Origin of the sequence: Lysobacter sp. M15 (genome assembly GCF_022662515.1) — a bacterium.
Classification (GTDB): domain Bacteria; phylum Pseudomonadota; class Gammaproteobacteria; order Xanthomonadales; family Xanthomonadaceae; genus JAKPBU01.
In genome coordinates this window covers 64,996-78,455 of record NZ_JAKPBV010000008.1, presented here as the reverse complement: position 1 = coordinate 78,455, position 13,460 = coordinate 64,996, and the positions used below count along the sequence as shown (strand labels likewise).

The 13,460-nt window shown below is 69.5% G+C and carries 14 protein-coding genes; 6 read left to right on the top strand and 8 right to left on the bottom strand.

Annotated elements, in window-relative coordinates; genetic code table 11:
* Window positions 1-126: 126 nt before the first annotated feature.
* On the top strand, window positions 127-1,131 hold the full coding sequence (gene hemH / locus MC380_RS07310; RefSeq protein WP_242163933.1) for a ferrochelatase: 1,005 nt from the start codon (window positions 127-129) through the stop codon (window positions 1,129-1,131).
* Complete coding sequence (locus MC380_RS07305) at window positions 1,128-1,994, top strand: alpha/beta hydrolase (protein WP_242163931.1); 867 nt, start codon at window positions 1,128-1,130, stop codon at window positions 1,992-1,994. The genes hemH and MC380_RS07305 overlap by 4 nt, the downstream gene beginning before the upstream one ends.
* Before the next feature lie 28 nt (window positions 1,995-2,022).
* Here the strand turns inward: MC380_RS07305 and MC380_RS07300 are convergent, their stop codons facing one another.
* From MC380_RS07300 to ttcA, 3 genes are all read right to left on the bottom strand, one after another.
* Complete coding sequence (locus MC380_RS07300) at window positions 2,023-2,811, bottom strand: SprT family zinc-dependent metalloprotease (RefSeq protein WP_242163929.1); 789 nt, start codon at window positions 2,809-2,811, stop codon at window positions 2,023-2,025.
* Between the two features lie 134 nt (window positions 2,812-2,945).
* Window positions 2,946-3,848, bottom strand: a complete 903-nt coding sequence (locus MC380_RS07295) for a recombination-associated protein RdgC (protein WP_242163927.1) — start codon at window positions 3,846-3,848, stop codon at window positions 2,946-2,948.
* Between the two features lie 189 nt (window positions 3,849-4,037).
* On the bottom strand, window positions 4,038-4,928 hold the full coding sequence (gene ttcA, locus MC380_RS07290) for a tRNA 2-thiocytidine(32) synthetase TtcA (RefSeq protein ID WP_242163925.1): 891 nt from the start codon (window positions 4,926-4,928) through the stop codon (window positions 4,038-4,040).
* 66 nt (window positions 4,929-4,994) lie between these two features.
* On the opposite strand from ttcA, the gene MC380_RS07285 reads away from it, so the two are divergent.
* From MC380_RS07285 to MC380_RS07270, 4 genes are read left to right on the top strand one after another with little or no spacing between them, the layout of a single operon-like run.
* Window positions 4,995-5,207, top strand: a complete 213-nt coding sequence (locus tag MC380_RS07285; RefSeq protein WP_242102255.1) for a YdcH family protein — start codon at window positions 4,995-4,997, stop codon at window positions 5,205-5,207.
* A 38-nt stretch (window positions 5,208-5,245) separates the two neighbouring features.
* Complete coding sequence (locus MC380_RS07280; RefSeq protein WP_242163923.1) at window positions 5,246-5,860, top strand: hypothetical protein; 615 nt, start codon at window positions 5,246-5,248, stop codon at window positions 5,858-5,860.
* A complete protein-coding gene (locus tag MC380_RS07275) occupies window positions 5,857-6,501 on the top strand; it encodes a hypothetical protein (RefSeq protein ID WP_242163922.1) in 645 nt (214 codons plus the stop codon). The genes MC380_RS07280 and MC380_RS07275 overlap by 4 nt, the downstream gene beginning before the upstream one ends.
* Window positions 6,498-7,205, top strand: a complete 708-nt coding sequence (locus MC380_RS07270) for a hypothetical protein (RefSeq protein ID WP_242163920.1) — start codon at window positions 6,498-6,500, stop codon at window positions 7,203-7,205. The genes MC380_RS07275 and MC380_RS07270 overlap by 4 nt, the downstream gene beginning before the upstream one ends.
* On the opposite strand, the gene MC380_RS07265 is transcribed toward MC380_RS07270, so the two are convergent.
* The 5 genes from MC380_RS07265 to MC380_RS07245 form a co-directional block, all read right to left on the bottom strand.
* Window positions 7,153-8,427: a hypothetical protein gene (locus MC380_RS07265; RefSeq protein ID WP_242163918.1), complete on the bottom strand. Its 1,275-nt coding sequence runs from the start codon at window positions 8,425-8,427 to the stop codon at window positions 7,153-7,155. The genes MC380_RS07270 and MC380_RS07265 overlap by 53 nt on opposite strands.
* Before the next feature lie 88 nt (window positions 8,428-8,515).
* Complete coding sequence (gene plsB / locus MC380_RS07260; RefSeq protein WP_242163916.1) at window positions 8,516-11,233, bottom strand: glycerol-3-phosphate 1-O-acyltransferase PlsB; 2,718 nt, start codon at window positions 11,231-11,233, stop codon at window positions 8,516-8,518.
* 153 nt (window positions 11,234-11,386) lie between these two features.
* Window positions 11,387-12,238: a hypothetical protein gene (locus MC380_RS07255; RefSeq protein WP_242163914.1), complete on the bottom strand. Its 852-nt coding sequence runs from the start codon at window positions 12,236-12,238 to the stop codon at window positions 11,387-11,389.
* Between the two features lie 121 nt (window positions 12,239-12,359).
* On the bottom strand, window positions 12,360-13,037 hold the full coding sequence (locus MC380_RS07250; protein WP_242163912.1) for a hypothetical protein: 678 nt from the start codon (window positions 13,035-13,037) through the stop codon (window positions 12,360-12,362).
* A 105-nt stretch (window positions 13,038-13,142) separates the two neighbouring features.
* Window positions 13,143-13,454: a hypothetical protein gene (locus MC380_RS07245; protein WP_242102263.1), complete on the bottom strand. Its 312-nt coding sequence runs from the start codon at window positions 13,452-13,454 to the stop codon at window positions 13,143-13,145.
* Window positions 13,455-13,460: the final 6 nt, after the last annotated feature.

Genomic DNA, 13,460 nt, shown 5'->3' with positions numbered 1-13,460 from the left:
CGGCAATAAGCCGACCGTTTCCAGTGGGAGCGCCTTCAGCGGCGAATGCGGTTTCGGATGGTTCGGAAGGAAAGGCCAAGGCATTCGCGGCCAAGGCCGCTCCCACAGGCCTGCCAGACTATGGGCATGCCAGCCGATGTCGCCCGCAGTCCCGCCGCCGAACTACGCACGGCGCTCATCCTCGTCAACCTGGGCACGCCCGATGCGCCCACGCCCGCTGCGGTGCGCCGCTACCTCGCCGAATTCCTGTCCGACCGCCGCGTGGTCCAGATTCCACCGCTGCTGTGGCAGCCGTTGCTGCGTGGGCTGATCCTGCCGCTGCGCTGCAAACCGGTGGCGGCCAAGTACGCGGAGATCTGGATGGATGACGGCTCGCCGCTGGGCGTGCTGACCCGGCGGCTGGCCGAGGCGGTGCAGCCGTTGCTGCCCGGGGTGCGGGTGGTGCATGCCATGCGCTACGGCGCGCCGTCACTGGCCACGACGCTGGAGGCGCTGCGCGCCCAAGGCATCGCGCGAATGCTGGTGCTGCCGCTGTATCCGCAGTACTCGACCACCACCACGGCCTCGGTCGGCGACGTGGTGGCGCGCGGCCCGTCGGACGGCGCAGTCCGGATGCTGGACGACTACCACCTCGATCCGGGCTGGGTCGCCGCCGTCGCCGGCTCGATCCGTGCGCACTGGGCGGCACACGGACGCGGCGATCGCCTGATGTTGTCCTTCCATGGCATTCCACAGCGGGTCGTCGATGGCGGCGACCCGTATGCGCGCCAGTGCGAGGCCAGCACCGCGGCGATCGCGCAGGCCCTGGACATGGCCCGCGAGGAGGTGTTGCTGACCTACCAATCGCGCTTCGGCCGCGAGCGCTGGCTGCAGCCCTACACCATGCAGACCCTGCAGGCACTCGGCGCGCAGGGCGTTGGCACGGTGGATGTCGCCTGCCCGGGCTTTGCTGTCGACTGCCTGGAAACGCTGGAGGAGATCGCGATGCAGAACGCGGCCGCGTTCACCGCCGCCGGCGGCCAGGCACTGCGCTACATCCCGTGCCTCAACGACGCCCCGTCCCATGCCAACGCCCTGGCGGATCTGGCGCGACGCGAGTTCGCAACTTGGCCAGCGCCGGAGCACCGATGAGCCAGGGACGCGAAACCGCGATCGACATCGCACTGGGCCGGATCGCCGCGCTGCGCTGGGGCGAGTCGGGCATGCCGCGCGTGCTGGCGCTGCACGGCTGGCTCGACAACGCGGCCAGCTTCGTGCCGCTGGCCCCGCACCTGCCCGGCATCGATCTGGTCGCGATCGACCTGCCCGGGCACGGGCACAGCGCGCACCTGCCGCCGGGCGCGGACTATTCGTTCGCCCTGGCCATGCACAACGTGCTCGACGTGGCCGACGCGCTCGGCTGGGAGCGTTTCGCCCTGCTCGGGCATTCGATGGGCGCCGGCATCGCTAGCCTGCTGGCGGCCGCGTGCCCGCAGCGGATCGCGCGCCTGCTCGCGATCGAGGCGCTCGGCGCGCTGCCCGAATCGGTGGAGAACACGGTGCCGCGCCTGCGCGATGCGGTGGCCGCGACCCGCGCGCTTGGCGGCAAACGGCTGCGCACTTTCGCCGATCTGGAACCGGCGATCCGCGCCCGGGTCAACGGCAACGTGGTCCAGGTCGGCGAGGACGCTGCACGCCTGCTGGTGGAACGCGGTGTGCGCAAGGTAGAGACCGGCGGCTGGGAATGGAGCAGCGATCCGCGCCTGACCCTACCCACCATGGTGCGCATGACCGAGGAACAGGTTCGCGCGCTGATCGCGGGCATCGAATGCCCCACGCGCGTGATCTACGCCGATCCGCCGCAGCCCTACCTGCCCGAGCCGCGCCGCAGCGAACACGCGGCCCTGTTGCCGCGCGGCGAGATGATCGTGCTGTCGGGCAGCCACCATCTGCACATGGAGCATCCGGCCGAGGTTGCCGCGGCAATCGGGGACTTCTTCCACGCCGCGCCTTGACCGGCTTGCGCCACCGCAACTGCGCCGGTCAGCCGACCAGGACTCGCAGCATCGCCTTGAGACGCCGGCCTTCCGCGTGGAAGTAATCCCGTTCGTCGCGCCACGCGGGGAACCGCGCTTCCACCTCGCGCCAGAACGCACGCGAATGGTCGGCGCGGATCAGATGGCACAGCTCGTGCACCAGCACGTATTCGAACGCCGATGGCCGCGCCAGCACCAGCGACAGGTCCAGTGCGAGGGTCGCATCCGGTGCCAGCGAGCCCCATTGCGAAGAGGTGCGCTTGAATACGATCCGCGCAGGTGGCCGCGGTAGCGCGGCCAGGTACTGGGGCATCCAGCGGCCGAGCGCGGCCCGCCCCTGCGCCTCGTAGAAGTCGCGCAGCGCACGCGCGCTCGCGGCGGCGCTGGCGCGGACCGGGGTTTCGAACCACGCACCGGACTCGTCCACTCCCGCGCGATGCACCCGGCCTTCGGTCCAGCGCAGCGGCAACATCGCGCCGTGCAGCGGCAGCGCGGCGGTGATGCCCGGCGCCAGCGGTTCGATCCCGGGTTGCGTGAATCCGGCGAACTGCGCGGTCAGCCAGCTGCGATGTTCGTACAGGAAGCGCTCGCCCGACACCAGGCTGGCCCGCCACGGCAGGGTCAGGCGCGCGCCGCGTTCGTCCACCGAAAGCTTCAGCCGTTTCGCACGTGGATCGCGCACCCGCAATACGTCGATGCGGCGACCGTCCTCGAGCACGAACGGAACCGCTTCGCGCAAAAGCTGCGGCTTGACGGCGACGGATTTGGGCGCGAACAGACGAAGCATGCGTGACATGGCACTCAGTGTAGGAGCGCCGCTTCAGCGCGACCAGCATTAGCTGCGGATGGGCGTCGCCGATCGCCGCGCGGACGAGGTTGCAATGAAATCGAATGGCACCGCGCACATCGGGCACGGCGGCCCGACCGGTATCATTCGGCCTTGCTGAGCCTGAGCGCGGGTTCGAGTACCTCGAACAGGCGCTTGAGTTCAGCCGACATCAGGGCGAAGCGCGCATCGAGTTCGGCACGCACGTCCTCGCGTTCGCCCGACTCGAGCTGATCGACCGCGCCGTCGAGGAACTTCAGCTTGCGCACGACCAGGTCCTCGCCGAGCACGAACGAAAGATGATCGTCCAGGGTCAGGGCAAGGCGCGCGACCTGCTTGCCCGACTCCAGGTGCTTGGCGATCTCGTCGCCCTGCAGTTCCTGGCGCTGGCACTTGACCACCGCGCCGCCGTCGGCCGCATCGCGCAATTCGCATTCGTCGCCCAGCGACAACCCGCCCGGCAGCGGATCGCCGGCGATCCAGCCGGTCAGCACCGCGCGCGGCGCGACCTCCGCATTGAGCGGCAGCGCCGGAAAGCTGCCCAGCGCGTTGCGGATCTCGCTGACCACGGCTTCGGCGGCCTTGCGCGAGGACGCGTCCACGATGCATAGGCCGTGTTCGAGATCGAGCATGGCGTCGGTCCGGGTGGGGCGCACGAAAGCGCGCGGCAGCAGCTCGTGCACCAGGTCCTCCTTGAGCCGCTTGCGCGCGCGGCTGCCGAGCCTGCGGCCCTCCTTCTCCTCGAGTTCGGCCAGCTTCTTCTGCAGCAGGTCGTTGACCACCGCCGCCGGCAGCAGCTTGTCCTCGCCGCCGACGGTGAGCCAGATGGCGTCGCCGATCCGATGCGAGAGGGCTTCGGCGTCGCGTCCGAATGGCGAGACGAAACCGCGCGAGGACAGCTCCAGACCGCCTACCGGCTTGAGCACATGCTCGGCCAGCCGGGCGTCGAGGTCGGCGAAGTCCAGCGAGCCGGGAAAACGGAACAGGGTGAGGTTGCGAAAGAACATGGAGCTCCGGGGAATCCGTGATTGTGGGTGTGGTTGCGATATTCGGATCGGTTGCCGCGATCAGGACGACGCTGCGTGCAGCGCGGGCAGCAAGCCAGGCGTGGTTGAGCGGTGCAGCCCGAAACGGGCGCAGTGCCTAGGAGTTCCTGCTTGCGCAGGAAGGAAGAGAGCTGGGGACATGCTGGAGGTTCAGTCTTCCGTGCTGTCCTGCGGCGCGCCGGCCAGCCAGGCGTGTGCATCCGGCGGCGGGGTATCGCCGCGCCTGCCCAGGATGCGGAAGTCGAACAGCTTCGGATCGCTCAGCTGCGAGGGGCGGATGTCGCCCAGCGCGCGCGCCATGTTCTCGATCCGTCCGGGCGTGTCGCGCTCCCATTGCTCGAGCATGCGCTTGACCTGCTTGCGCTGCAGGTTCTCCTGCGAGCCGCACAGGTTGCACGGGATGATCGGGAAGCGCCTGGCCTGCGCATACGCCTCGATATCGCTTTCGCGCACGTAGGTCAGCGGCCGGATCACGACGTGCTTGCCGTCGTCCGAGAGCAGCTTGGGCGGCATGCCGCTGAGCTTGGCGTGGAAGAACAGGTTGAGGAAGAAGGTGTTGACCAAGTCGTCCCGATGATGGCCCAGTGCGATCTTGGTGAAGCCTTCCGCTTCCGCGTACGCGTACAGCGCGCCGCGCCGCAGCCGCGAACACAGCGAACACAGGGTCTTGCCCTCGGGCACGACCCGGGTCACCACCGAATAGGTGTCCTGTTCGAGGATCCGGTAATCCACGCCGATCGATTCGAGGTACTGCGGCAGCACGTGTTCGGGAAACTCCGGCTGCTTCTGGTCCAGGTTCACCGCGGTGATCGAGAACGCGACCGGTGCCTTGCGCTGCAGCTGCAGCAGGATGTCGAGCATCGTGTAGCTGTCCTTGCCGCCGGACAGGCAGACCATGACCTTGTCGCCGTCCTCGATCATGCCGAAATCGGCGATCGCGCGGCCGACCTGGTGGCGCAGGCGCTTGGCGAGCTTGTCGGCTTCGCGCTTGTCGCGCTGGGCAAGCGGTGCGGGTTCGGCGAGGGGCAGGACGGCGTGCATTGGCCGACTAGTTTAACGGCCGCGCCGGATGCGGCGCGGGGCGCCTGGCCGCGTTAAAGTCGCCAGATGCACAGCGACCCCGCCGAGCAGTCACGCATCAGCCAACGCCTGGTCGAGCTCAAGCTCGAACACCGCGACCTGGATGTGGCGATCGCGCGGCTGCAGGCCGGCATCGAGGCCGATGACCTGGCGGTGAAGCGGCTGAAGAAGCGCAAGCTGCAGCTGAAGGATGCGATCGCGCGGCTGGAGAGCGCGCTCATCCCCGACCTGGACGCCTGATTGGCAGACCCGTGCGCGGGCTGTGTATGCTCCGCCGCATGTCGTCGCCCGATAAGGATATCGCCGGGACCCTGCGCCACCCCTGGGTGCGTGCATTGATCGTCGTCGCGATGCTTGCGCTGCTGGCGACGGCGGCACTGGGCGGCTTCCGCAAGGCGGAGTCGCACAAGGACTGGCCCGTGTTCGGTGCCGGCCAGCAGGCCGGGAGCGGCGCGCTGCTGATCACGCCGCTATGCGCCTGGACCACGGCGCAAAAGCCAGGCAGACAGAGCCCGGATGCGGACAAGCGTTACCTGGTGCTGCGGGTACGTGCGGAAAACCTCACCGAACGCGATGGGTCGCGCTACCTCGGCCAGGATGTGGTCTGGCTGCCGGATGGACGCACGGGCGAACAGCGGGCCGCTTCGAGCCAGCGCGCCGACGACCACAGCTACTTCGTGCAGCTGCAACCGCGCCTGCCGGGCACCGTCGACCTGGTGTGGGAGCTGCCCGGAGCGGCGGCGCCCAGGCAACCGGTCACCTGGGGCGTGTACAGGCGCAGATTCGAGCCGCGGACCTATCTGTCTGGCGAGGCGATGTGGGTGCAGGACGGGCCGGCCGCGAAACTGGTGCTGCCGGCCCGCGGGTCGTGCACCGCGGCGGGGCAGGCATGAATGCTAGCGCCGCCAACGCGGGTGGAACCGGGCAGCGGCGTCGCCTGCCGGTGCACTGGTCCCTGGTGATCGCGACGGTCGCGGTGCTGGCGGCGATCGTACTGCTGCGCAAGGCCGAGCCAGGCTACGAGCAGAAGATCGCGCCGATCCCGGTGCAGGGCGATGTCGGGGTCAGGGTGGTGGCGCGCAATTTCGCGGTCACCGTGAAACGGGTCAAGCTTGCACGCGGCTACCAGGTGGCGCCGGGGTTGTTCGAGACCGCCCCGCGCATCCTGAAGCCGGACGGGATCTGGATGTCGGCGCTGATGGAAGTCGAGGCCCTGTCCGCCCCGGGCACCATCAACGCGCAGCTGCGCACGCGCGACGGATTGCTCTATGTCGCCAGTGGGCCGGACCGCCCGGACATCGACGAATTCAACCTGAGCCAGAAGCAGCTGGCCACGGCACTGCCGGCGAGTGGCGCCTATTTCTTCGATGTACCCCCCGACCGCCTGGAGGGCGCGCGCCTGCAGTTCCACTGGGGCGCGGTCGGCGGCTATCCGGAAGGCATGGACCATCTGGTCGACATCGACCTGGGGCTGGATGCCGCCGCGGCACGCAAGCTGCAGGCGGAAGCCCAGCCGGTGATCGACCTGCGATGAACGCGCCGCCGATCCAGGGCCCCGGCGCTCCCGTCGCCGGCTGGGCGCGACGCAACCGCTGGTGGCTGGCGGGCGCGGTGGTCATGGGCGTGCTTGCCTTCGTGCTGCCCTACCGCAGCGCCCAGCACGAGTGGGGACGTCGCGGCTACAGCCATCCGGTCGAAGGTCGCGCGCAAGGCTGGACCAACTACCAGGGCTCGCGCTGGCGCCTGGTGGAGGTCCTGCGGGACGACGCGGTCGGCAAGGTCGCCGGCGGCTATGTGCATGCCGACGCCTCGTTGCTGCTGCTGGTGTACGAGGTCATTCCAGGCAAGGGCGTGGATGCCGGGACGCTCGACCGGTGCCGGGGACGCCTGAGCGACGCCCGCGGCCGGGTCTGGGGCGGCCCGCCCTGGGGCGTGGACGTCGCGTTCCCCAGCGACGGCTCGATCGCCTGGAAAACCAAGAGCCGGGTCGCCAGGGCGCTTGGACTGGAAACCGGCTGCGGCTCGCGTGCCGGCGCCGATGTCCTGCCGGTCAAGGCGCGGCCGACCCGTCCGTTCCGGTTCTTCCACATGTTCCTGGTCCCACGCCAACTGGCGGCGCAGGGTCTGTACGGCGAGATCGTCGTCGACCCTTACCGGACCACGCCGCCGGGCAGCTACGTGCGCTTCAAGCTCGGCGCGTCGCGCCTGTTGCAGCAAGGCGCGACATCGCGCAACTGAAGGTCGCTGCCAGCAGCACCACCCGCAACAGTTCCGTGAACAGGCCCGCACGCAGCGCCAGTGGCGTGCTGAACAGCAGCGCGAACGGCTGGTAGAGCACCTCCTGTTCCGGCTTGCTGTGCGCCCCCACCAGCTTCACCACCCCAAACCAGGCCACGGCATCGACGAACGCGAGCAGCTGCCAGCACAGGCACAGGGTCAGCAGTGCCGGCAGACCGGCGCGCAGCACCAGCCGCAGGCTGTTGACCAGCGGCACGCCCTTGCTGCTCCATCCGGCGCTCATCTTGTCGGCCAGCAGGTGCCAGGCGAACGACAGCCGCCGGTAGCGATGCACCGCATAACGCAGACGGGCGTCGGCGCGATCCAGCCGCTGCCGGCGGCGCAAATCCAGGCCGTAGATCAGCGCGGTGATCGCCAGCCAGACCAGCGGCATGGCCACCGCACCTGCTGCGGTTGAAATCAGATCCCAGACTGGATCCACCGCCCGCTTGAGCGGCTCCAGCGAGACCAGCCCGACGAACGGGTTCTGCCACCACGCCGCCACCGCAAAGTACACCGCACGCGCGTGCCACCAGTCGAGGACCCAGGCCATCGCGCTGCTGATCGCGGCGACCCCGACGAAGACCCAGTAGGCCTCGCACAAGGTGGTGACGACGGACCACGCGCCATGTCCGGTGGCCGCCATCCGGCGTTTGGCGATTTCCCTCACCGCCCATGCCACCAGCAGGGCCAACCACAATCCTTTCAGGCTCAGGATGTCGTTCAGATTCTCGCGGTTCTCGAACGACACGCTCAGCGAATAAGAGATCCGGAAGTCGCGCTTGATGCCATCCAGCAGCCCCCAGCCCGCGTAGTAGGCGAAGAACGGCAGCAGCGCCACCGCCAGCGCCGTCAGCCAGGGTTCGATCGGGCGTACGGAAGCGGCGCCCGGCGCCGGCAGCGACAACGATGGCCGCAGCGCCAGGAACATGCCGATGGTGGCGACCAGCTGGGTCACGATCAGCAATGCGATCGCCGCGTACGACAGCAGCGCGCTGCGCTCGGCCAGACGGATCGCGAGGTCCATCAGCAGGCCGTAGGCCACACGCTGGGCGAAGAACCAGAACAGCAGTGCCGGCCAGTGCCGCCACAGCAACATCGCCGCGAGCTTCGGAACCTCGAGCCAGACCGGTTCCGGCGCGGGTCGCGTGGAATCGGCGGCGATCGTTTGAATGGCGGACACGTGCTCTTCCTTGGGCATCGGCGGGCGCGTACGCGCTCGAGGTTAGCGCAGCGCGCCCTTGCGCGACCGCGGCGGCGCGGTGGCCGGCTTATTCGGGTAGCGCGCCGGGTTCGGGCTCGCGGCGCGCCAGTTCGGGGCTCACTTTTTCGATCGTGTGCCGAAGTTCGCGGCCCAGGATCACCTTGGCATCCTTGGCCAGCGTATCCAGGCGCTGGTCGAACACCAGCTTGCTGTCCTCGTTGGGCCATACCAGCCGCAGTTCGCGCAGCTTCTGGATGAAGCCGCGGAACAGCGCCTTGTCGAAGAACTCCGGCGCGGCCTCGGCGTAGAGCAGGCTCAGACGCTGCGCGGCCAGCTGGCACAGGCTTTCCAGCTCGCCGGCGCCGAGCGTGCCGGGGCCATTCTTGGCCAGCACCGAAATGGCGATGTAATAGCGCTCGAACGCCTGCTGCAACGGATGGCCCAGCCCGCGCAGACGGAAGACCTCGTCGCTCTGTCCGGCGTTGCGGCCGAGGATGCCGCCGTCGTCATGGCTGACTTCTTCCAGCAGGCCTTCGCGCACGAACACCTGGATCGTGCGTTCGATCCGATCGGCGAAACCGTCCTCGTCCCAGGGCAGGAACAGCTCGGCGTGCAGGAACGGATAGAGATTGCGGCCCAGGCGCTGCAGGGTGTGGCGCGACATCCGCCGGTTGTGCAGGAAGCAGCAGGCGATCCAGGCCGACGCCGTGAACAGGTGCAGCACGTTGTTGCGGAAATAGCTCAGTAGCACTGCGTTGTCGTCGTCGACGCTGAGTACGTCGCCGAGCGGATGCGGGGTGCGCTGCAGCACCGCGATTTCCTCGCCATGGGCAACGATCTGCTCCGGCGTGTGCGGGGTGACGGTGACGCGTCCGGAATAGGGCACTTCCTGGAGCAGGGTCTTGGACAGCGCGATTTGCGCGAGCAGGTCGGCCTCGCCCATCGCATGCTTGGGCGTGGACAGCAGGGCCAGGGCGAGCAGATTGATCGGATTGACGTCCGCGGCCCGGTTGACGTTGACCTGGATCTTCTGCGCCAGCGCGTCGATGGTGTTGGACAGCCACTGCGGGCGGTCGTCGTCGGCGACCGGCTGGCCGTCCCATTCGGGCGCCAGCTCGGCCAGCACTTCGCCCAGCGGGATGGCTTCGCCGAAATTCACCACCACCTGGCCGTAGTTCCGGCGCAGTACCCGGGGTATGCCGGCGAGCAGCTGCCAGATCGATTCCTTCTGCTTGGGTTTGCCGGTGAGCTCGTCGGAGTAGCTGTCGCCTTCCATCAGCTTTTCATAGCCGATGTACACCGGCTGGAACAGCACCGGACGCGTGGGCTGGCGCAGGAATGCACGCACGGTCATCGCCAGCATGCCGCCCTTGGGCTGCAGCAGGCGGCCGGTGCGCGAGCGCCCGCCTTCGATGAAGTATTCCAGCGAATAGCCGCCGGCGACCAGCTGGGCGACGTATTCGGCCAGCACCGTGGAGTACAGCGCGCTGCCGCGGATCGAGCGGCGGATGTAGAAGGCGCCGCCGCGGCGCAGGAAGCTGCCGAGCACCGGCAGGTCGAGATTGATCCCGGCCACGATATGCGGCGGCACGATGCCCTTGGTGTAGAGCAGATAGCTCAGCAGCAGGTAATCCATGTGGCTGCGATGGCTGGGCACGTAGACGATTTCATTGCCCGGCGCGACCGCCTTGAGCTCGTCCAGGTGATGCACCAGCACGCCGCGGTAGATGCGGTTCCACACGCTGGTCAGCAGGAAGCTGGCCGAGCGCACCACCGGATGCGAATAGTCGGCGGCGATCTCGTAGGCCATCGCATGCGCCTTGCGCCAGGCGGCTTCGGGCTTGGAGTTGTCGCGGCGCGCCTGGTCGGCGATGGCGTCCTTGACCGACTGCGACGCGAGCACCTTGTCGATCAACAGCCGCCGGGTGGACAGGTCCGGCCCGATCACCGCCTCGCGGATGCGGTGGAAGTGGGTGCGCAGCACGCGCGATAGCTTGCGTACGGTGCGCTCGGGATCCAGGCCTTCGTCGATGATGTCGCGCAGCCCCACCGGCGGGGCGAACCGGACCAGGGTGTCGCGCCCGTTGAGCAGGATCGCCAGCAGCCGGCGGAAGCGCCCGACGATCGCCCAGTTTTCCGAGAACAGCACCGAGAACCAGCCCGAACTCTTGTCCGGCGCGCGGCCGACGAAGATCGATACCGGCACCAGTTGCACATCCAGGGCCGGATCGGCGCGGTGCGCTTCCAGCAGCCGCGCGAGCGACTCCGAATGCGATTTGTTGCCGCCTGCCGGTTCCCCGGTCAGGGTGCGCGCCATCAGCTGGGCGATGGTCTGGTTGCGCCGCGACAGGGCGACATAGGCGCGCTTGCGCGCCAGCGGATCGCCGGGCAGCGGCCGCAGCGGCGAGGGCAGGCCGGCCTCGCGGCAGGCGCGGTCCAGGATCAGGGCGTTGGACAGCCCGTAATCCTCCAGTACATAGCAGACCGGACGGTGGTTGACGTATTCGCGCGGCGCGGGCGGTTCGATCTTCAGCGTGAGCCAGGGAGAGATCAGGCCACCCAGCAGCCGGGCCCACCACGGCCGGCGCCCGCGCAAGGCGGCCACCTGCGGCGGCACCGGCACAGCCTCCGCCGGTTCGCGTTCATCCGGCGGGGTCATCGCATCGCCCAGGGTCATGTCCGGCGGCGGCGCGAAGCGCGGTTCTTCGGCCGACGGCCCCGAGGGGGCGGAGCCGAACAGGCCGGGCTGGTCGGGGAGCTGGGGGCGGTTGGGCATCGGCGGCATTATGCCGCGCCGCCTGAGAACCCTCGGCGGCCGCTGCAACGCGCGGGGCCGCTCATCGAAGAGCAATTAGCTCCGCGTGGTTCTCGCGGTCGTGCAATGGCAGCGAGGCGCTTGTGCTTCGCTGCGCGCGCGCAACCGGCGCGCCGCATGGCTTCAACGCGCCGCCACCGCCTGGCGCGCGTGCCGCAGGTAGTCGCTGAGGTACCAGCGATCGCCGATGCGCTCGACCTCGACCACCGCTTCCACCGGGCTGCCGCCCAGGGTGTAGCGCATCCGCACCTTTGCCTGGGTGCCGCGGCTTTCGACCACCTCCGCCTGCAGCGCGGCCAGGCTGTCGTTAAGCGCCAGTCCGTAGCCGGCCAGGACCTGCTTGAGCGTGCGCAGGAACCCGGACAGCCGGCGCAGGCTGCCGTCCATGCCCGTGCGGGCGAAATCAGCTTCCGAGCGCAGGCCGGTCGCGCGCGCGGCAGCGGCGAGTAGCGGAATCGCAGCCCGGGCGCGGACCGGATCCGCCAGCGGCGCGGAGGCGCCCCATCGGCTGAGCGCCTGCACGAATTGCAGGTAATGCGCGCGTTCGCCGGCGCTGAAATCGCTGCCCTGGCGCACGTACTGGGCGCCGAACAGACCCAAAGTGGTGGCGGCTGCCTTGAGCGCAGTGGTTTCGCCGGCGAACTGGCGGTCGAAGACCCGCTGCAGCCGGGCCTCCGCCTCCGGCTCGGCCAGCGCGCCCAGCAGTCGCGGCAGGCGCTCGTCGAAGGGCAGCTCGTCCAGCGGCCAGCGGGTCTGACCCCGGCGCCAGGCTGCCTCGAGCTGCCGGTGCAGCGCAGGCGGCACCGCGTCCCGGGCAAATGCAGCCAGATCGTTGTCGTGCAGGTGCCGGGTGAGCAACAGCACGGCCTGGGCCGGCTCGCGCGCGCCGGCAGCCGGCGCAGGCCCGGCGCCCGATTCCCGCCGGCAGCCGCACAGCACCGCGACCGCCAGCCACAGCAGCCAGAACCATCGCATGCCTGTCCTCCCCTGAGGTCGGCTGCATCTTGTGCGCAGCGCGCGGGCCCGGCAAGGGCGGGACCGCTGTTCTCAGCGCGCAGGCGCCGGTTCGTGGCGACCGCGGCGGAGAGCCGCCGGATCAGAGGTCGCGCACCAGCCAGCCCGACGGATGGTCCGGCGCGGCCGCTACGGCGGCGGCCTGGGCGACCTGTTCGGGCGACTTCCCGGCCCGCCACGCCGCGGCGATCGCCGCCAGGCTATCGCGCGTGACCCGGGTATAGGCGCCTTCGAGCTCGTTGACCGCGTCAGCGGCCAGCTTCTGCGGGTACAGAAGCCGGGCCTCGTCGCTGTGGTTGAACAGCTCGATCAGCCTGGTCAGCGTGTCGCGGTAACTGTCCGCGCCCAGCACGATCCGCTGGGTGCGCTGCAGGTGCCAGACGGTCAGGTACTCGACCGGTCCCAGCAGCCGGCGCGGAGTGGCGCCGAAGAACTGGCCGGAGAGGGTGTTGAAGTCCAGGGTGCCGGTCTCGGGCAGGCGGGTGGCCCCCCAGGAACTCAAGGCCCCGCCGGGCATGTCCATCCGCCGCAATGCGGCACCGAAAGTGCCCGCGACCAGGGCCTTGGCCGCGTCGTCGTCGCTTTCGGCGACCACCGTCAGCAGACGCAGGAACAGCGGATAGCGGTCTTCGCCCAGGCGCCGCGCCAGCCGCCGGAGCACGGTCAGCCGATATTCGTCGTCGTCGTGCGCGGCCAGGGTGGCGACCAGCCGCGCGGCGGCGGTGCGCAGGGCTTCGGGGCTGGGGGCGGCATTGGTCATGGCATCGCCGGGCCGATGCGGCAAGAAAGGGGCGGACGACAGGCTAGCTCACGCGGGGCGGCGTACGGGAATGTTGCCGCTGGCGGGTGGCAGGGGACCGACGGCTCAGGCCAGCGGCGCGACCATGCTGTCGACGCCGGCGTCGAGATCCTGGCCGCGGTCGCTGCCGGCCAGCTGGAAATCGCCGGTGGCGAGCAGCCGCGGGCCGGGCTCGTCCCAGGCGGGCGCGTTGAGTGCCAGTTCGCCGTCGTCGACCGCAGGCGACCGCAGCGCTTCCTCGAGCCCGACGTCCGCGACGGCAGGCGCCTGTACGCCACCCTCGAGCTGGGTCTGGCGGCCTTCCAGCCCCTGCCGGTCGAGCGCGGCGAGCGCGTCGAGGTTGGCGAGATTCGGGTTGAGGCGGGTATCGACGGACATGCGTGG